This is a genomic window from Tessaracoccus terricola (assembly GCF_054776555.1).
In genome coordinates this window covers 383,218-401,599 of record NZ_BAAHBS010000005.1, presented here as the reverse complement: position 1 = coordinate 401,599, position 18,382 = coordinate 383,218, and the positions used below count along the sequence as shown (strand labels likewise).

Sequence of the window (18,382 nt, the reverse complement as noted above, 5' to 3'; positions counted from 1 at the left end):
AATGCCGACCCGTGGGGTCAGCGGATGAACTCGGCGGCGCCGTTGAACAGTTCGAGCAGCCCGCCGGGCAGGATTCCGAGGACGATGGTAGCCAACAGCGCCACCACGACCACTCCCCAGGTCCACAACGACGGGATGGCCACCTCGGCGGCCTCACCCTCCACCGGGTCCTGGAACCACATGGCGACGACGATCTTCAGGTACAGGAACGCCGCGACCAGGCTGAACACCACTGCCAGGAAGACGAGCCAACCGTAGCCACCGGCCCATGCGGACGCGAACACCGCGAGCTTGCCGACGAACCCGGCCGTCGGCGGGATGCCGGCGAAGCTGAGCAGGAACAGCGTCATCACAGTCGCGACCACGGGGTGGTCCTTGCCGAGACCGCGCCAGGCGTTCAGGTTGTTGGCCTCGCCGCCGGAGCGGCGCACCATCGTGACGATGGCGAAGGCGCCGAGCGTCGCGAAGCCGTAGGCCAGCAGGTAGAACGCGATGGACCCGACACTGTTGAGCGAGACGTCCTCGCCCGCGGCCACCACGCCGACGGCACCCACGAGGATGAAGCCGGCGTGCGCGATCGAGGAGTAGGCCAGCAGCCGCTTGACGTCGGTCTGCACCAGGGCCACCACGGAGCCGACGAGCATCGTGGCGATGGCGACGGCGGTCAGGATCGGCTGCCAGTCCCAACGGGCGGCGCCGAGCGCGACGTAGAACAGGCGTAGCAGCGCACCGACGGCGGCGGTCTTGGTGGCGATGGCCATGAACCCGGTGACCGGGGTGGGCGCGCCCACGTAGACGTCGGGGGTCCAGGCGTGGAACGGCACCGCGCCGATCTTGAACAGGATGCCCACGGCCAGCAGGACGATGCCCCCGAGCAGCAGCAGGTTGCTGCCGGTGCCCTCGGTGATGGCGTCGGCGATGGCCCCCAGCTCGAAGCTGCCGGAGTAGCCGTAGAGCAGGGCCGCACCGAACAGGAAGAAGCCGGATGCGAACGCGCCGAGCAGGAAGTACTTCAGCGCGGCCTCCTGGCTCAGGAGGCGACGGCGACGGGCCATGCCGGAGAGCAGGTACAGCGGCAGCGACAGGATCTCCAGCGCCACGAACAGGATCAGCAGGTCGTTCGAGGACACGAACAGCAGCATGCCGAACAGGGCGAACAGCAGCAGCGGGAAGATCTCGGTGTGCTCGCGCTTGAGGCGCTCGGCCTCACGCTCGAGCGGCGAGCCCGGCACGGTGGCGGCGGAGGCCGCGAAGGCGGACTGGCCGCCGCCAACGCCGCGTTCGGCGAACAGCGCCACTCCCCCGAGCCCGAAGACCAGCAGCATCGCCCAGAAGACGTGCGTGGGTCCGTCGATGACCACCGAGCCCATGGCGCCGATCACGTTCTCGCCCGCGACCCAGTTGTTGATGGTCAGGCCCAGGGCCACGATCACGGCGATGGCCGCGATGAAGACCTGGATGGCGTAGCGCGCGGTGCGTGGGACGAAGGCCTCGACGAGGACGCCCAGGGCGCCCGCGCCCAGGAGCACCAGCAGCGGAGACAGCTGAAGCCATTCCAGTGTCGGCGCAGTGATCTCAAGGATCGTGCTCATCAGTTGCCTTCCTCAATCTGCGGGGCCGGGTCCTGCACCCCGGCGACGGACATCACAGCGGTGGCTGCATCGTCGACGACGTCGAGGATCGGCTTCGGGAAGAAGCCGAACACCAGCAGCAGCACCAGCAGGGGCACCACTGCCGCCCGCTCACGCGAGGTGAGGTCGGTGGTGATGTGCTCCTCGGTGGCCTTGGTCACGGGGCCCGTCATGGTGCGGCGGTACATGCTCAGGACGTAGACGGCGGCGAGCACCATGCCGATGGTGATCACGGCCGTGTGGATCGGGTAACGCTGCCAGGCGCCGGCCATCACGAGGAACTCGCTGACGAAGTTCGCCAGACCCGGCAGGGACAGCGTCGCCAGTCCGGCCACCAGGAGGAAGCCGGCGAGCACCGGGGCCACCTTCTGCACGCCGCCGAAGGCGGAGACCTCCGCCGTCCCGCGACGCTGGACCAGGAAGCCGACCACCAGGAACAGGGCGGCGCCCGACAGGCCGTGGGCCAGCATGTAGAAGATGGTTCCGGTCAGCGACTGGGTGGTCATGGCGAAGACGCCGAAGACCATGAAGCCGAAGTGGCTGATGGAGGTGTAGGACACGAACCGCAGCAGGTCCTTGGTGCCGAACGCCATCAGGGCGCCGTAGATCATGGACACGATCGCCCACACCAGCACCACGGGGGTGGCCCACTGGCTGGCCTCGGGGAACACCATCAGGCAGATCTTGATCATCCCGAAGGCGCCGATCTTGTCCAGGATGCCGATCAGCAGCGCGGAGGTGCCGGCGCGGGCCTGCTCGGCGGCGTCGGGCAGCCAGGTGTGCAGGCCCACCAGCGGCGCCTTCAGTGCGAAGGCGAAGAAGAACGCGACGAACAGCCAGTTGCCGACGGTGCCGCTGAAGTCGATCTGCTGCAGGTCGGACAGGAGGAAGCTGACCTGGCCCTGTGCAGCGCCGACGGCGTAGACGCCCGCGACGCCCACGAGCATCACGAGGCCGCCGGCCAGCGACACGAGCAGGAACTTCATCGCGGCCGCGCTGCGCTTCGCGCCGCCCCAGCCACCGATGAGGAAGTACATCGGGATCAGGGTGGCCTCGAACAGGATGTAGAACAGCAGCAGGTCACCGGCCATGAAGACGTACAGCGCGAAGGTCTGCATCATCAGGGCGAGCGAGAAGTAGGTGCGGCCGCTCCAGCGGGCGTCGGGCGTCTCGTCGATGTTCCATTCGGCGATCATGACGACCGGCACGAGGATCACCGTGAGCAGCACCAGCACGCCACTGAGGCCGTCGAGTTCGAGCGAGTAGTAGGCGCCGATGGCGGCGATCCACTCCACGTTCTCGACGAGCGGGCTGCCCAAAGACAGGACGAAGGCGACCACACCGAGGATCGTCGTGGTCAGCGCGAAGCCGAGGCCCACGAGCTTGCCGGTGGTTCCCTTCAGGAGCAGGAGGACCAGGGCACCCACCAGTGGCAGGAGCGCCAGGATGGTCAGCAGGGGAATCGAGTTGATCATTGTGCCTTCCTCCTCAGACCAGCTGTCCGAAGAACACGATGGCCGCGAGGGCCACGACTCCGATGACCAACGTCAGGCCATAGGTGCGAACGTAACCGTTCTGGGCCGTCCGCAGCCAGGCCGAGAGGCCGCCTGCGAGGGAGGCTGAGCCCATCGTCAGCCCGTCGACGACACCGCGGTCGATCGCCCCGATGCCCTTCGTGAGGCCGCGGGTGGGCCGGATGAGTGCGTGCTCGTTGAACGCGTCCCCGAACAGGTCCGCGCGGCCGGCGATCACCAGCGGGTTCTTCGTGCGGGGCTGCTGCCTGGGGATCTCGCCCCGGTGCAGGAACCAGCCGATGACCACGCCGACGACGACCACGCCGAGGGTGAGCAGGCCGATGGGGGTGAAGTGGACGAGCGGGGTGTTGTGCACCTCGTGGCCGGTGGCCGGCGCGAGCCAGCCCTGGATCCAGCCGTTCATCGCGAGACCGGCGCCGAGTGAGGCGATGGCGAGGATGACCAGTGGCACCGTCATCACCAGCGGGGACTCGTGCGGGTGCACGTCGTCGTCCCAGCGCTTGCTGCCGAAGAAGGTCATCACCATCAGGCGCGTCATGTAGTACGCGGTCACACCGGCACCGATGAGCGCCAGCACCCCGAGGACGACGTTCTGCCCGAAGGCTGCCTCGATGATGTGGTCCTTGGAGTAGAAGCCGGAGGTGAACGGGAAGCCGATGATGGCGAGGAAGCCACACGCGAAGGTGATGAAGGTCACCCGCATCGCCTTGGACAGCGCACCGTAGTGGCGCATGTCCACGTCGTCGTTCATGCCGTGCATCACGGAACCGGCGCCGAGGAACATGTTGGCCTTGAAGAAGCCGTGCGTGATCAGGTGGAAGATCGCGAACGCGGCACCGACCGGGCCGAGGCCCGCGGCCAGCATCATGTAGCCGATCTGGGACATGGTGGAGCCGGCGAGGACCTTCTTGATGTCGTCCTTGCTGGAACCGATCCAGGCACCGGCCAGCAACGTCACGGTGCCGACGATGGCGACGGCCGTGAGCGCGATCTCGCTCTGGGAGTAGATCACGTTGGAGCGGACCACGAGGTAGACGCCGGCGGTGACCATCGTCGCCGCGTGGATGAGGGCGGACACCGGGGTGGGACCCTCCATGGCGTCCAGCAGCCAGGACTGCAGCGGCACCTGTGCGGACTTGCCGCAGGCGCCGAGCAGCAGGAGCAGGCCGAGCAGCGTCGCCCAGAAGGGCGTCAGTTCCGCGGCGCCGGCGTTGACGTCGGCGAACGCGCTGGAGCCGAACCAGGACAGCATCGTGAAGATTGCCATCGCCATGCCCAGGTCACCGACGCGGTTGACGACGAACGCCTTCTGGCCGGCGGCCGCGGCCGAGGGCCGGTGCTGCCAGAAGCTGATCAGCAGGTAGGACGCCACACCGACGCCCTCCCAGCCGACGAACAGCACGAGGTAGTTGTCGGCCAGCACCAGCAGCAGCATCGCGGCCACGAAAAGGTTCAGGTACGCGAAGAAGCGACGGCGCCTCTCGTCGTGGGCCATGTAGCCGATCGAGTAGATGTGGATCAGCGATCCGACACCGGTGATCAGCAGCACGAACAGGATCGACAGCTGGTCCACCAGCAGACCGACGTTCACGCTCCAGGAGCCGGTCGAGATCCACTCGAACAGCGGGACGGACACGGCGCGCGAGCCCTCGTCGGCGGACAGCATCTGGCCGAACAGGGCCAGGCCGATCACGAACGACGCGATGGGTGCGGCGGTGCCGAGGAGGTGGCCCCACTTGTCCGAGTAGCGCCCGAGGACGAGCAGCAGGGCCGCGGAGGCCAGTGGGATCGCGATCAGCAGCCAGGCGAGGCTGAACAGCCCGCTGGCCGGGACGGCGTTTACGATTTCAAGGAGATGCACGCTTGGCCCCTCAGAACTTCAGCAGGTTGGCGTCGTCGACGGAGGCCGATCGGCGGGCGCGGTAGACGGCGACGATGATCGCCAGCCCCACCACGACCTCGGCAGCGGCGACCACCATCACGAAGAAGGTGCCCACCTGGCCGTCGAGGTTGCCGTGCTGCCGGGAGAACGTCACCAGGGACAGGTTGACCGAGTTCAGCATCAGCTCGACGCTCATGAACGCGATGATCGCGTTGCGGCGCACGAGGAACCCGAGGACGCCGAGGGCGAAGAGGATCGCCGAGACCACGAGGTACGGTTCGCTGCTCACTGGCTTTCTCCCTCAGCATCGGAGTGGACCCGCTCGATGGCCTTGAAGGCCTCGTCGGCGGGGGCGCGCAGTTGGTCGACCGCCACGATCGCACCGCGTGCGGTGAGCGTGTCGGAGACCGACGCCTCGGCGATGCTGCCGTCGGGCAGCAGTGCCGGCGCATGGATGGCGTTGAAGCGGGCGTAGACGCCCGAGTTCGGCAGCACGCCGGGGTGCTTGCCCTCGGCGGCGTAGGCCTCCATCCGCTCCTGGGCCTGGACCACCTGCGACTTCTTCGCCTTCAGCCGCTCGCCGTGGGCGAGGACCATGGCGCCGACGGCGGCGGTGATCAGCAGGGCCGCGGTGGCCTCGAACGCGAACACGTAACGGGAGAACAGCAGCGCGGCGAGGCCCTCGAGGTTGCCCCCGAACTCCTCATTGGCGGCTGCCAGGCCCGCGGGCTCACCCTGGAACACGCCCTGCCCGATGGCCATGATCACGAGGACCCCGAGGCCGATGACGGCCAGGAACGAGGCCACGCGGTGGCCCTTCAGCGTCTCCACCACCGAGTCGGAGGTGTCGACGCCGACGAGCATGACGACGAACAGGAACAGCATCAGGATCGCGCCGGTGTAGACGATGATCTGGATGACGAACAGGAACGGTGCGTCCTGGGCGGCGTACATGACGGCCAGGGAGAGCATCACCCCGGCCAGGCAGATGGCGCTGTGCACCGCCTTGCGCATCATCACCATGCCCACTGCCAGCAGGATCGCGATCGGGCCGCAGATCCAGAAGGCAACCTCACCGGCGCTCACCAGTGGGACGAAGGAGGTCATTTGGCGGCTCCTTGGGCAGGGGTGCGGGTGTCGGGCTGGCCGGTCTCGGGCAGCCCGAGGAAGTATGCCTTCTCGCTGTCGCCCAGTCGACGCGGGTGCGGCGGCTGCTCCATGCCCGAGATGAGCGGCGCGAGCAGCTCGTCCTTGGTGTAGATCAGGTCGCGACGGTTGTCGTCGGCGAGCTTGAACTCGTTGGTCATGGTCAGTGCACGCGTCGGGCAGGCCTCGATGCAGTACCCGCAGAAGATACAACGCAGGTAGTTGATCTGGTAGACGTGGCCGTAGCGCTCGCCCGGGGAGAACCGCTGGTCCTCGGTGTTGTCGGCACCCTCGACGTAGATCGCGTCTGCGGGACAGGCCCAGGCGCACAGCTCACAGCCGACGCACTTCTCCAGGCCGTCGGGCCAGCGGTTCAGCTGGTGACGCCCGTGGAAGCGGGGCATGGTGACCTTTTCCTTGCCCTTCTGCGGGTAGCCCTGCGTGAAGGTCTTGCGGAACATGGTGTTGAACGTGACACCGAATCCGGCCCACGGATCGAAGATTCCCATCAGTTCTCCTCCCCTTGCGTTTCGTCGTCGCCGACACCTGCGGGAACCGTGACGACGCCGGCCAGTTCGGGCAGCACCTGCCCAGGACGTGGCGGCACCGGATAACCGCCGGCGAAGGCGTCGAAGGGTTCGTCGGTGTCGATCTCTTCCTTCTCCTCGGCGTCGGTGCGTCCGCTGAACGCGATCAGGATCGCCAGCAGGGCCACGGCCAGGCCGATGGTGTACTGCGGCGCCAGTGCGATCATGACGATCCACAGGATCGAGACCGGGATCAGGATCTTCCAGCCGAGGTCCATGAAGTGGTCGTAGCGGAAGCGGGGCAGGGTGCCGCGCAGCCACACGAAGATCGAGAACACGAGCTGGACCTTGATGATGAAGAAGATCGGCCCGAACCACGGGTTGTCGATTCCCGGGATCAGGTTGAGCGGCCACGGCGGCAGGTAGCCGCCCAGGAACAGCGTGACGGCGACGGCGGAGACCGTCGCCATGTTGATGTACTCCGCAAGGAAGTACATGGCATAGCGGAAGCCGGAGTACTCGGTCATGTAGCCGGAAACCAGCTCCGACTCGCACTCGGGCAGGTCGAAGGGGGCGCGGTTCGTCTCGCCCACCATCGAGATGCCGTAGATGATGAACGAGGGCAGCAGCAGGACGGCGTACCAACCGGCGATGCCGACGTCGAACTGCATCTCGGTGAAGGGGACGCGGAAGATGATCGGGTTGGACTGCGCCTCCACGATGGCGTGGGTGGACATGGAGCCCGACAGCAGGAACACGCCGACGATCGACAGGCCCATCGCGATTTCGTAGGAGATCATCTGCGCCGAGGAGCGGATGGCGCCGAGGAACGAGTAGGTGTTGTTGGACGCCCAGCCGGCCAGCACGATGCCGTAGATGCCGACGGAGGCGATGGCGATGATGAACAGCACGGCCACCGGCAGGTCCGTGACCTGCAGGCGCGTGGTGTGGCCGAAGATCTCCACCTCACCGCCGAACGGGATGACGGTCCACGTGGTGAAGGCGGCCACGCCGGTGAGCAGCGGGCCGAGGTTGAACACCAACCGGTCCGTGCCGGCCGGCCGGAAGTCCTCCTTGAAGATCAGCTTGGTGCCGTCGGCCAGCGCCTGTCCGAGGCCGAACGGACCGTTCATGATGGGGCCCAGACGGTGCTGCATCTTCGCCACGAGCCGACGCTCGTACCAGACGTTGAAGATCGTCCACACGAGCAGGATCACGAAGAGTGCGACCACCTTGATAAGGATCAACCACCAAGGGTCCTGGAAGAACACGTTGTTCATGCCTGATCTCCTTCGTCAGCGTTGACTGCCTGGATGGTGACCGGGCTGCCCGCAACCGCGGGTAGCCTGTCGCCGCTGCCCACACCCGGGTTGGCAGGGACCCAGACCACGTTGTCGGCCATGCTGTTGGTCACCATGACCGCGAGTTCGACCTTCGATTCTCCCACGGAGACGGAAGCGACGTCGCCCAGACCGAGCTGCGAGGCCGTGGCCGGCGAGACGCGCACGACGGCGGGGCGTGCCGTGGCGCGCAGTGCCAGTTCGTGGTCGTTGCCGCTGGAGGCGTCCAGCAACTCGCGCCACGAGGACACGACGTGACCCTCCGGTACCCCGGCGTCGGCGACGTTGGGATCGCCCGGGCGGGAGCCGTCCCAGACCCCGAGTTCCGCGAGATCGGCGTAGGCCTCTGCGGGCGTCCGGAAACCGAGGTCGGAGCCCAGCGCATCGGAGAGGGCCGCGATGATCCGCAGGTCCGTCATGGGGGTCCGGGTTGCCCGGTTCACCAGGGCGACGGGGCGCTCACGGTGCTCCCAGTTGATGAAGTGGCCCGCCTGTTCCTCCACCAGCGCGGCGGGGAACACGACGTTGGCACGCTCGGTCACTGCGCTCTGGCGCTGCTCGATGCTGACGACGAAGTCGGCCTGCTCGAGTCCGGCCAGCGCAGCGGCCGGGTCGGCCAGGTCCGCCGGGTCGACGCCCGCGAGCACGAGTGCCTTCAGGTTGCCCGAGGCGGCTGCAGCGAACTGCTCGGTGGCCGAGAGCCCGGCATCGGCGGAGATCGGCGCCCCGCCCCATGCCGAGGAGATGTCGACGCGGGCCGCGGCGTCGCCCAGCGGGCGTCCCGCGGGCAGGAGGTTGGGCAGGCACCCGGCCTCGATCGCACCCATGTCACCGGCACGGCGCGGGACCCACGCCAGGCGGGCACCCGTGGCGTCGGCCTTGGCGGCGACGGCCGAGAGCAGGCCCGGCAGCGTGCCGGCGCGCTCCCCCACCAGGATCACCGAACCGGCGTCGAGCTGCAGCGCCTCGAGCGCCGCCACCTCACCGCCGGGGGCAACCTGCACCAGTTCTGCGTTCAGCTTGTCGCTGCCGCGGCTGGAGAAGGGGGCCAGCGTCGTGACCTTGAGACCGGTCTTGCGGTTCGCCTTGCGCAGCCTCAGGAAGATGATGGGGGACTCGTCCTCCGGCTCGAAGGCCACCAGCACGACGTGCTTGGCCTTCTCGAGGTCGAGGTTCTTCACAGAGTCCGCGAGCATGCGTCCGGCGACGCGGCTGGCGATGAACTCGGCTTCCTCGTCGGAGTGCGGACGGGAGCGGAAGTCGATGTTGTTGGTACCGAGCACGCTGCGTGCGAAGCGGGAGTAGGCGTAGGCGTTCTCCAGCGTCAGTCGACCACCGGTCTGGACGCCGACGGAGTTCCCGGCAGCCTGCAGTCCCTCAACCGCGGCGTCGATCGCCTCGGGCCAGCTGGCGGCCTGGAGGACACCGTCGCGACGGACGAGGGGGCGGGTGATGCGGTCCTCGCCGCGGCCGTACATGAAGCCGAAGCGGCCCTTGTCACAGCTCCACTCCTCGTTGACCTCCGGGTCGTCCCCGGCGAGGCGGCGCTTGATCTGGTGGTGCCGGTGGTCGGCGCGCAGTTCGCAGCCGCTGGCGCAGTGCTCGCACGATGTCGTCGTGGAGACCAGGTCGAAGGGGCGGGACTGGAACCGGTAGGCCGCCGAGGTGAGCGCACCCACGGGGCAGATCTGCACCACGTTGCCGGAGAAGTAGGAGTCGTACGGGTCCTGCTCGTAGAAGCCGACCTGCTGCAGCGCTCCGCGCTCGACCAGTGCGATGAACGGGTCACCGGAGATCTCGTCGGAGAACCGGGTGCAGCGCGCGCACAGGATGCAGCGCTCACGGTCCAGGAGGATCTGCGCGGAGATGTTGATGGGCTTGGGGAACGTGCGCTTGGCCATGCCGAAGCGGGACTCCCCCGCGCCGTGGCTGAGCGACTGGTTCTGCAGGGGGCACTCGCCGCCCTTGTCACAGATCGGGCAGTCCAGCGGGTGGTTGATGAGGAGGAACTCCATCATGCCCCGCTGGGCCTTCTCCGCCACCGGCGAGGTGACCTGCGTGTTCACCTTCATGCCCTCGGCCACCGGCATGGTGCAGGAGGCCTGCGGCTTCGGGAAGCCACGGCCGTTGCCCGCGTCCGGGATCTCCACCATGCACTGGCGGCAGGCGCCGACGGGGTCGAGCAGCGGGTGGTCGCAGAAGCGCGGGATGTTGGTGCCCACCATCTCCGCGGCACGGATGATCAGGGTGCCCTCGGGAACGCTGACCTCGGTGCCGTCGATGGTGAGGGTGACCAGCTTGGGTGCCGGCTCGACCTCATTCGCGGCGGTCTTGGCGTCGACGCTCACTTCGCGGCTCCTTCCGTTGCGAACACTGCACTCTTCTCGTACGGGAACAGCTCCCATGCGGGCGTGTGGTAGCCCTGCTCGAACTCGTGGCGGAAGTACTTGACCGCACTCGTGACGGCGGCAACCGCACCGTCGGCCAGCGCGCAGAACGAGCGGCCCCCGATGTTGTCACAGGCGTCGAGCATCTTCTCGATGTCGCCCTCCTCGGCGGTTCCCGCCTCGAAGCGCATCAGCAGCTGGACCAGCCACCAGGTGCCCTCACGGCAGGGGGTGCACTTGCCGCAGGACTCGTGCTTGTAGAACTCGACCCAACGCAGCGTCGTGCGGACCACCGAGGTGGTCTCGTCGAAGATCTGGAGTGCCTTGGTGCCCAGCATCGAGCCGGCCCCGGCCATGCCCTCGTAGTCGAGCGGCAGGTCCAGGTGCTCGTCGGTCAGGATGGGGGTGGACGAGCCGCCCGGGGTGAAGAACTTGAGCTGGTGGCCCTCGCGGATGCCGCCGCCGAGCTCGATCAGCTGGCGCAGGGTGATGCCGAGCGGCGCCTCGAACTGGCCGGGACGCCTGACGTGCCCGGAAAGCGAGTAGAGCGTGTAGCCCTTGGACTTCTCGGTGCCCATGGCCTGGAACCAGGCCGCGCCCTTGTCGACGATCGACGGGACCGACGCGATGGACTCGACGTTGTTGACCACCGTCGGGGACGCGTACAGGCCCGCGACGGCGGGGAACGGCGGACGCAGGCGGGGCTGGCCGCGTCGGCCCTCGAGGGAGTCGAGCAGCGCCGTCTCCTCGCCGCAGATGTAGGCGCCGGCACCGGCGTGGACGATGATGTCCAGGTCGTAGCCGGTGCCGAGGATGTTCTTGCCCAGGTAGCCGGCGGCGTAGGCCTCGCGAACGGCCTGCTGGAGGCGACGGATGATGTGCAGCACCTCGCCGCGGCAGTAGATGAACGCGGTGTGGGCGCTGATCGCGAACGCCGAGATGATGACGCCCTCCACCAGCGTGTGGGGGGACGCCATCATGAGCGGCATGTCCTTGCAGGTGCCCGGCTCCGACTCGTCGGCGTTGACCACGAGGTACTTCGGGTTCGGGTTGTCCTGCGGCACGAAGGACCACTTCATGCCGGTGGGGAAGCCTGCGCCACCGCGACCGCGGAGGTTGGCCTCCTTCACCAGCGAGATGACGTCGGCCGGCTGCATGTCGATGGCCTTGCGCAGGGCACGGTAGCCACCGGTGGCCTCGTACCTGGAGAGCTTCCAGGAGTTCTCGGTGCCCCAGTGCTCCGAGAGGACCGGGGTGAGCAGGTCGGTCACTTCGCCTCCTCCTCGGCCGCGGGCTGCGGCAGGTTGTTCGGGTCGGGTGCGCGCCAGTCGTTCTCACGGGCGACCTCCAGACCGACCAGGGAGGCCGGCCCGGCGGAGGGGCCCTCGTCGGCGCGGCCGTCGGGGAAGCCTGCCAGCACGCGCTCGGCGGCCTTCCACGAGGTGAGGGTCGCGCCTCGCGGGGAGGAGACCTCCTCGTCGTTCATGAGGGCGTCGAGCAGCGCGTCGGTGGTCTCCGGCGACATGTTGTCGAAGTACTCCCAGTTGACCATCACCACGGGGGCGAAGTCGCACGCCGCGTTGCACTCGAGGCGTTCGAGGGAGACCTGGCCGTCGGCGGTGGTCTGGCCCTCGTCGATGCCGAGGCGCTGCTTGGCGCGCTCCAGCAGGATGTCGCCGCCCATGACCGCGCACAGTGCGGTGGTGCAGACGCCCACGTGGTGCTTCCCAGCCGGGCGGCGCTTGTACATCGTGTAGAAGGTGGCCACGCCGGAGACCTGGGCCGTGGAGATGCCGAGGATGTCGGCGCAGACCTCGATGCCGTACGGGCTGACGCGGCCGTCGACGGACTGCACCAGGTGCAGCATCGGCAGCAGCGCGGAACGGGCCTGCGGGTAGCGGCCGGCGAGCTCGCGCAGCTCGGCGATCGTGGTCTCGTCGATGCTGGTCGACTGGTCCGAGTAGTCGACCGCCCCGGAATCGGGGAAGTCGCTGACGAAGTGGCCGCTCATCGGTCCACACCTCCAAGAACTGGGTCGAGGCTCGCGAGGGAGACGACGACGTCGGACATCATGCCGCCCTCGGTGAGCATGGACATCGACTGCAGATGGTTGAACCCGGGGTCCCGGAAGTGGGCCCGGTAGGGGCGGGTGCCGCCGTCGGAGACGAGGTGCACCCCCAGCTCGCCCTTCGGGGACTCGATGGCCTGGTAGACCTGCCCCACCGGCACCTTGAAGCCCTCGGTGACGAGCTTGAAGTGGTGGATCAGCGCCTCCATGGACTCACCCATGATGTGCTTGATGTGCTCGTTGCTGTTGCCCTGGCCGTCGGGACCGAGGGAGAGCGACGCGGGCCACGCGATCTTGGCGTCGGCCACCATGATGGGCTGGCCCTGGGTCTTCTCGAGGCGCTCCATGCACTGCTCGACGATCTTGAGCGACTCCCAGCACTCGTCCAGACGGATCCGGAACGCGGCGTAGGAGTCGTCGCCCTCCCACGTGATGACGTCGAAGTCGTAGGTCTCGTAGCCGCAGTAGGGCTGCACCTTGCGCAGGTCCCACTCGAATCCGGTGCCGCGCAGGCGCGGGCCGGTGACACCCATGGACATGCACTGGGCGAGGTTGAGCTTGCCGATGTCCTTCATGCGGAGCTTGAAGATGGGGTTCTCGTTGCAGAACGCCGCGTACTCCGGCAGGTGCTTCTTGAGCCACGCGACGATGGTGCGCAGGTGGTCCAGGCCGCCCTCGGGCAGGTCGTTGGCGACGCCACCTGGACGGATGAACGCGTGGTTCATGCGCAGGCCGGAGATGCCCTCGAGGAAGTCGAGGATCATCTCGCGCTCACGGAATGCGATGGTCATCATGGTGAGGGCGCCGATCTCCATGCCGCCGGTGCCCATGGCAACCAGGTGGGAGGCGATCCGGTTGAGCTCCATCACCAGCACGCGGATGATGTTCGCGCGCTCGGGGATGTCGTCGGTGATGCCGAGGAGCTTCTCGACGCCGAGGCAGTAGACGGCCTCGTTGAACAGCGGCGCGACGTAGTCCATGCGGGTGCAGAACGTGACCCCCTGGGTCCACGTCCGGTACTCCATGTTCTTCTCGATGCCGGTGTGCAGGAAGCCGATGCCTGGGCGGCAGGAGACGACGGTCTCGCCGTCCATCTCCATGATCAGGCGGAGGACGCCGTGCGTTGAGGGGTGCTGGGGGCCCATGTTGACGACGATGGTCTCGTCGCCGCGCTCCGCGTGCTCTCCTGCGATGTCGGCCCAGTCGCCGCCCTGCGCCAGGTACACCCGGTCCGCGGTGGCTTCACCCGGCGAGGCGAAGATGTCCTCGGTGGCCGCATGCGTGCTGCTCATGAGTAAGTCCTCCGGTTGTCGGGGGCGGGAACCCTTGCGCCCTTGTACTCGACGTCGACGCCACCCAGCGGATAGTCCTTGCGCTGGGGGTGCCCCTCCCAGTCGTCGGGCATCAGGATGCGCGTCAGGGCCGGGTGGCCGTCGAACTGGATGCCGAACAGGTCCCAGGTCTCGCGCTCGTGCCAGTCGGCCATCGGGTAGGTGGCCACCACGGAGGGGATGTGCGGGTCCGCTTCGGGGCAGGTGACCTCGAGGCGCACGCGACGGTTGTGGGTGATGGAGATCAGGTGGTAGACGGCGTGCAGTTCGGCGCCGGTCTCCTCCGGGTAGTGCACGCCTGAGACGGACATGCAGATCTCGAAGCGCAGGAACGCGTCGTCGCGGAAGGCCTTCACCACGGCGGGCAGCTCGGCACGGTCCACGTAGATGGTCAGCTCTCCGCGGTCGTAGAGGACGCGGGTGCCGCGCAGGGCGGGCACCACCTCGAGGGCGCGGTTGAAGATGGCGTCGGCGGCGTCGTCCTCGAAGGGCGGCTCGGACTCGCCTGGCATCTGCAGTGTGCGGGTCATGCCGCCGTAGCCGGAGGTGTCCCCGGTCCCGCGGGACCACATGCCCTTGGTGACTGCGAACGCCTTGTGCGCCGGAGCCGTCAGCTCCTCGCCCTGGGACTCGGGAAGGCCACCCTCGGCGCGCTTCGGGAGGTTGTCCTCGCTCATCGCATGAGCCCCTTCATCTCGTGGGTGGCGGGCGCGGCCAGGGCCAGCTGCTCGTTCTCCTCGACGGCCTTGACGGCATTGGCGCCCATGGGCGTGCGCTGCACCTGCTGGCGCAGCTTGAAGATGGCGTCGATCAGCATGTCGGGGCGCGGCGGGCAGCCCGGCACGTACATGTCCACGGGCAGGAAGTGGTCACAGCCCTGGATGACGGCGTAGTTGTTGAACATGCCGCCGGAGCTGGCGCAGGCGCCCATGGAGATGACCCACTTCGGGTTGGGCATCTGGTCGTAGATCTGGCGGATGACCGGTGCCATCTTCTGGCTGACGCGGCCGGAGACGATCATGAGGTCGGCGGAGCGCGGCGAGGCGCGGAAGACCTCCTGGCCCCAGCGGCCCGAGTCGTAGCGCGGGGTCCCGAAGGCCATCATCTCGATCGCACAACAGGCAAGACCCATGGTCACGGGCCAGAACGATGCCTGACGCATCCAGCCGGCAACACCCTCGATGGTGGTCAGCAGGATGCCACTGGGCAGCTTGTCTTCGATTCCCATGTCAGATCTTCCTTGTCATTCCCAGTCCAGGCCGTTGCGGCGCAGGACGTAGAAGTATGCGATGAGGACCGTGATCACGAAGATGACCATCTCCACCACGGCGAATGTGCCCAGTTGGTTGTAAGCGACCGCCCACGGGTACAGGAAGACGATCTCGATGTCGAAGATGATGAACAGCATCGCGGTGATGTAGTACTTCACCGGGAACCGGCCGCCACCGATGGGCTGCGGCGTGGCCTGGATGCCACACTCGTAGGAGTCGAACTTGGCCTTGTTGTACCGCGCGGGCCCGACGTTGAGACTGAGGACAATCGCCACCAGCACGAACACGGTGGCCAGGACCACCATGCCCACGATTGGGATGTACAGGTTCACGTCAGTGCCTTCCCTTCCAGTTCACGATCATGCCGACGGCGCCACCTTGCACAGAGCGTTGATGATCCGGTCCATCGCGTCTCCGTCGCGCTTGTCCGTGAGGTTCGCCAACAACTTCATCACGAATCGCATGAGAGTTTTGCGAGGTAGCCCATAAGTCGTGCACAAATGCATGATCCTCGGGTCCCCGATGAGCTTCACGAAGATGGTGCCGAGGCGGTAGTAGCCGCCCAGTTCGGCGCTGAGGCGGGCCGGGTAGCCGCGCAGCGCCTTCTCCGCCGACGCCGTCCCGATGCCGCGCGCGTGGGCCTCGGCAATCGCGTCGGCAGCCGCCTCCGCCGCTTCCATGGCGTAGGCGATGCCCTCCCCGTTGAAGGGGTTGACCATGCCGCCGGAGTCGCCGACCAGCAGGAGGCCACGGCCGTAGTGGGGCTTGCGGTTGAACGCCATCGGCAGCGCGGCGCCCTGCACCTTGCCGATCATGTTCTCGTCGCGGAAGCCCCACTCCTCCGGGGTGTTGTCCAGCCAGCGCTTCAGGAGGGCTCGGTAGTCGGTTTTGCCAAATCCCTTGGACGTGTTGAGCACGCCGAGGCCGACGTTGGAGGTGCCGTCACCCATGCCGAACACCCAGCCGTAGCCGGGCATCAGCGTCGACTTGTGCGGTTCGCCGTCCCACAGTTCCAGCCAGGACTCGAGGTAGTCGTCGTCGTGGCGGGGCGACTTGTAGTAGGTGCGCACGGCCACGCCCATGGGGCGGTCGTCGCGCTTGGTGAGGCCCATGGAGATGGCCAGGCGCGAGGAGTTGCCGTCGGCGGCCACCACCAGTGGCGCCCGGTAGCTGGTGCCGTCCTTGGTGCGCACGCCGACGATCCTGCCGGAGCGGTCGTCGATGATGGCCTCGTTGACGTTGGCGCCCTGCACCAGCTCGGCCCCGTAGGACACGGCATGCTGCGCGAGCATGTCGTCGAAGTCTGCGCGCTGGCGCACGACGCCGTAGGGCGGGAAGTCGGTCAGGTCCGGCCAGTCGAGCACGAAGGGTTCGGTGCGGCCGCCGTAGATGCGCAGGCCCTTGTTGTGGAGCCAGCCCGCCTCCTGCGACGTGTCGATGCCCAGCCGGGTCAACGCACGGGTGGCGCGCGGGGTCAGGCCGTCGCCGCACACCTTCTCACGCGGGAAGTGGCTCTTCTCGAGGAGGAGCACGGAAAGACCGCGGCGCGCGAGGTTTGCCGCGGTCGAGGATCCGCCGGGGCCGGCGCCGACGACGATGACGTCGGCCTCAGTCCCTCCGGTGGCCGCCATGCCACTGCTTGGCTTGGCGTTCTGCATGGGCTACTCCTGGCTCGACACTACCCTCACCCAGAGGGTTTCGGGGGTCAGTCTAGGGCTTCAAATCCGCAAACCTCCAACCGGGGGCATTCCGCCTGTCATTTCATTCTGACTAGGCATTTCGCGGATCATTTCAAGTACACATTCGTTGCGAAAATGCGTTGTGCGCGGGCTTTCGTCAAGAAGTCCGCCAGAACCGGCCGCCCCCAATCGAGGAGTGGGTTAGCAGGCACTCATTGCGCTCGGCTAATGTCTGGTGGGTGATTCTGGAATCAGGGAGCAACCGTCTGCGCGCCACCACCGTCGCCATCGACGACCCGGGCCCGCTGCAGCGCTTCCTGCCCCTGAACGGCCCTTCCACCGCGTTCATCCGCAAGGGCGAGGGGATCATCACCATCGGCGAGGTGGACCGCTTCGAGACCGACTACCCCGACGCCGCCGACGTGTGGTGGAACGAGGTGGCCTCCTACATCGACCACGACTCCGAGCTGCCCGGCGCCTACGGCACCGGCCCGCTGGCAGTCGGCTCCTTCACCTTCGACCCCGACGCCTCCGAGGAGCGCTCTGTCCTGATCGTGCCGAGGGTGATCATCGGCCGTCGCGCCGGCCAGTTCTGGATGACCAAGCTCACCGGCGGCAAGATGGACTACGAACTCCCCGACGTCGGCGAGGCCCTGGTCCCACCCACGGACGTCCAGCTCGACGACGGCCCCGTGCCCCCTGAGGACTGGGGCCGCATCGTCGCGGAGGTCGTCGGCCTCATCCACGCCGACGAGGTGAGCAAGGTGGTGCTGGCCCGCAAGGTCCGCGCCCGCTCCGCGGCGCCGATCGACGGCCGCACCATCCTGAACCGCCTCCTCAACCGCTACCCCACCACCTGGGCCTACATGGTCGACGGCCTGGTGGGCGCCACTCCCGAGCTCCTGATCCGACGCCAGGGCGGGCTCGCGACGTCGCGGGTGCTGGCCGGCACCATCTCCCTGGACCCGGACCACACCGATCCCCTCGCCCGCGCGGCGGACCTGGCGCGCTCCCGCAAGGACATCTCCGAGCACGAGTTCGCCGTCGAGTCCATCGCCCACGCCCTCGAGCCCTTCTGCTCGGCCATGAACGTGCCCGAGTCGCCGTCCGTGCTGCCCCTGCCCAACGTCCTGCACCTGGCCACCGACATCACCGGCGTCACCGACCCCGACACCAGTTCCCTCGCCCTGGCCGCCGCCCTGCACCCGAGCGCCGCCGTCTGCGGCACGCCCACGTTCCTCGCCCGCGAGGTGATCGGCGAGCTCGAGTCCATGGACCGCGGCCGCTATGCGGGCCCCATCGGCTGGGTCGACGCCCGCGGCGACGGCGAATGGGCCCTTGCCCTGCGCGGCGGCCAGATCCTGCGCAACGACCCCCGTGAGATCCACCTGTTCGCCGGTGCCGGCGTCGTCGCCGACTCCGACCCCGACGCCGAGATCGCCGAGACCAACGCCAAGCTGCTGCCGATGCTGCAAGCGTTGGGGTTGTCGGAGTAGGACTTCTCCAAGGCTGGGGGCCGTACGGGTCTCCGAGAGCCGTTGGCTCCAGACTCCGGGCGTTTGGTCGTGGTCTTTCACCCGGGCTT

Annotated in this window: 16 protein-coding genes; 1 reads left to right on the top strand and 15 read right to left on the bottom strand. The window is 67.7% G+C overall.

Features of this window, described 5'->3' with window-relative positions; all coding sequences use genetic code 11:
- Positions 1–17 precede the first annotated feature (17 nt).
- The 15 genes from nuoN to ACYU7G_RS11610 are packed head-to-tail and all read right to left on the bottom strand — an operon-like array spanning position 18 to position 16,776.
- A complete protein-coding gene (gene nuoN / locus ACYU7G_RS11680) occupies positions 18–1,592 on the bottom strand; it encodes an NADH-quinone oxidoreductase subunit NuoN (protein ID WP_461107993.1) in 1,575 nt (524 codons plus the stop codon).
- The gene (locus ACYU7G_RS11675) at positions 1,592–3,106 is read right to left on the bottom strand and encodes an NADH-quinone oxidoreductase subunit M (protein ID WP_461107991.1); all 1,515 of its coding nucleotides are present in this window, start codon (positions 3,104–3,106) and stop codon (positions 1,592–1,594) included. The genes nuoN and ACYU7G_RS11675 overlap by 1 nt, the downstream gene beginning before the upstream one ends.
- Before the next feature lie 13 nt (positions 3,107–3,119).
- On the bottom strand, positions 3,120–5,027 hold the full coding sequence (gene nuoL / locus ACYU7G_RS11670) for an NADH-quinone oxidoreductase subunit L (RefSeq protein ID WP_461107989.1): 1,908 nt from the start codon (positions 5,025–5,027) through the stop codon (positions 3,120–3,122).
- 10 nt (positions 5,028–5,037) lie between these two features.
- On the bottom strand, positions 5,038–5,337 hold the full coding sequence (nuoK, locus tag ACYU7G_RS11665) for an NADH-quinone oxidoreductase subunit NuoK (RefSeq protein ID WP_461107987.1): 300 nt from the start codon (positions 5,335–5,337) through the stop codon (positions 5,038–5,040).
- Positions 5,334–6,155, bottom strand: coding sequence for an NADH-quinone oxidoreductase subunit J (locus tag ACYU7G_RS11660; protein ID WP_461107985.1), 822 nt, complete (start codon positions 6,153–6,155; stop codon positions 5,334–5,336). The genes nuoK and ACYU7G_RS11660 overlap by 4 nt, the downstream gene beginning before the upstream one ends.
- The gene (gene nuoI, locus ACYU7G_RS11655; RefSeq protein ID WP_461107983.1) at positions 6,152–6,703 is read right to left on the bottom strand and encodes an NADH-quinone oxidoreductase subunit NuoI; all 552 of its coding nucleotides are present in this window, start codon (positions 6,701–6,703) and stop codon (positions 6,152–6,154) included. The genes ACYU7G_RS11660 and nuoI overlap by 4 nt, the downstream gene beginning before the upstream one ends.
- On the bottom strand, positions 6,703–8,001 hold the full coding sequence (gene nuoH, locus ACYU7G_RS11650; protein WP_461107981.1) for an NADH-quinone oxidoreductase subunit NuoH: 1,299 nt from the start codon (positions 7,999–8,001) through the stop codon (positions 6,703–6,705). Before nuoH ends, nuoI begins: the two co-directional genes overlap by 1 nt.
- Positions 7,998–10,409 carry an NADH-quinone oxidoreductase subunit G gene (locus tag ACYU7G_RS11645; protein WP_461107979.1) on the bottom strand — a complete coding sequence of 804 codons (2,412 nt, stop codon included), beginning with the start codon at positions 10,407–10,409 and terminating at the stop codon, positions 7,998–8,000. Before ACYU7G_RS11645 ends, nuoH begins: the two co-directional genes overlap by 4 nt.
- Positions 10,406–11,719, bottom strand: a complete 1,314-nt coding sequence (gene nuoF / locus ACYU7G_RS11640) for an NADH-quinone oxidoreductase subunit NuoF (RefSeq protein ID WP_461107977.1) — start codon at positions 11,717–11,719, stop codon at positions 10,406–10,408. The genes ACYU7G_RS11645 and nuoF overlap by 4 nt, the downstream gene beginning before the upstream one ends.
- Positions 11,716–12,459 carry an NADH-quinone oxidoreductase subunit NuoE gene (gene nuoE, locus ACYU7G_RS11635; RefSeq protein WP_461107975.1) on the bottom strand — a complete coding sequence of 248 codons (744 nt, stop codon included), beginning with the start codon at positions 12,457–12,459 and terminating at the stop codon, positions 11,716–11,718. Before nuoE ends, nuoF begins: the two co-directional genes overlap by 4 nt.
- Positions 12,456–13,808: an NADH-quinone oxidoreductase subunit D gene (locus ACYU7G_RS11630; protein ID WP_461107973.1), complete on the bottom strand. Its 1,353-nt coding sequence runs from the start codon at positions 13,806–13,808 to the stop codon at positions 12,456–12,458. Before ACYU7G_RS11630 ends, nuoE begins: the two co-directional genes overlap by 4 nt.
- The gene (locus ACYU7G_RS11625) at positions 13,805–14,524 is read right to left on the bottom strand and encodes an NADH-quinone oxidoreductase subunit C (protein WP_461107971.1); all 720 of its coding nucleotides are present in this window, start codon (positions 14,522–14,524) and stop codon (positions 13,805–13,807) included. Before ACYU7G_RS11625 ends, ACYU7G_RS11630 begins: the two co-directional genes overlap by 4 nt.
- A complete protein-coding gene (locus ACYU7G_RS11620; protein ID WP_461107969.1) occupies positions 14,521–15,075 on the bottom strand; it encodes an NADH-quinone oxidoreductase subunit B in 555 nt (184 codons plus the stop codon). The genes ACYU7G_RS11625 and ACYU7G_RS11620 overlap by 4 nt, the downstream gene beginning before the upstream one ends.
- A gap of 15 nt (positions 15,076–15,090) precedes the next feature.
- Complete coding sequence (locus tag ACYU7G_RS11615; RefSeq protein ID WP_461107967.1) at positions 15,091–15,450, bottom strand: NADH-quinone oxidoreductase subunit A; 360 nt, start codon at positions 15,448–15,450, stop codon at positions 15,091–15,093.
- A gap of 27 nt (positions 15,451–15,477) precedes the next feature.
- A complete protein-coding gene (locus ACYU7G_RS11610; protein WP_461107965.1) occupies positions 15,478–16,776 on the bottom strand; it encodes a geranylgeranyl reductase family protein in 1,299 nt (432 codons plus the stop codon).
- 260 nt (positions 16,777–17,036) lie between these two features.
- On the opposite strand from ACYU7G_RS11610, the gene ACYU7G_RS11605 reads away from it, so the two are divergent.
- Entirely contained in the window at positions 17,037–18,293 is a 1,257-nt protein-coding gene (locus ACYU7G_RS11605; RefSeq protein WP_461107963.1) for an isochorismate synthase, read from the top strand.
- Positions 18,294–18,382: the final 89 nt, after the last annotated feature.

What these genes read in the sequence shown, in the direction of transcription:
- nuoN (WP_461107993.1), bottom strand. Translation starts at nt 1,592, where the DNA reads ATGAGCACGATCCTTGAGATCACTGCGCCGACACTGGAATGGCTTCAG.
- ACYU7G_RS11675 (WP_461107991.1), bottom strand. Translation starts at nt 3,106, where the DNA reads ATGATCAACTCGATTCCCCTGCTGACCATCCTGGCGCTCCTGCCACTG.
- ACYU7G_RS11660 (WP_461107985.1), bottom strand. Translation starts at nt 6,155, where the DNA reads ATGACCTCCTTCGTCCCACTGGTGAGCGCCGGTGAGGTTGCCTTCTGG.
- nuoI (WP_461107983.1), bottom strand. Translation starts at nt 6,703, where the DNA reads ATGGGAATCTTCGATCCGTGGGCCGGATTCGGTGTCACGTTCAACACC.
- nuoH (WP_461107981.1), bottom strand. Translation starts at nt 8,001, where the DNA reads ATGAACAACGTGTTCTTCCAGGACCCTTGGTGGTTGATCCTTATCAAG.
- nuoE (WP_461107975.1), bottom strand. Translation starts at nt 12,459, where the DNA reads ATGAGCGGCCACTTCGTCAGCGACTTCCCCGATTCCGGGGCGGTCGAC.
- ACYU7G_RS11630 (WP_461107973.1), bottom strand. Translation starts at nt 13,808, where the DNA reads ATGAGCAGCACGCATGCGGCCACCGAGGACATCTTCGCCTCGCCGGGT.
- ACYU7G_RS11625 (WP_461107971.1), bottom strand. Translation starts at nt 14,524, where the DNA reads ATGAGCGAGGACAACCTCCCGAAGCGCGCCGAGGGTGGCCTTCCCGAG.
- ACYU7G_RS11620 (WP_461107969.1), bottom strand. Translation starts at nt 15,075, where the DNA reads ATGGGAATCGAAGACAAGCTGCCCAGTGGCATCCTGCTGACCACCATC.
- ACYU7G_RS11610 (WP_461107965.1), bottom strand. Translation starts at nt 16,776, where the DNA reads ATGCAGAACGCCAAGCCAAGCAGTGGCATGGCGGCCACCGGAGGGACT.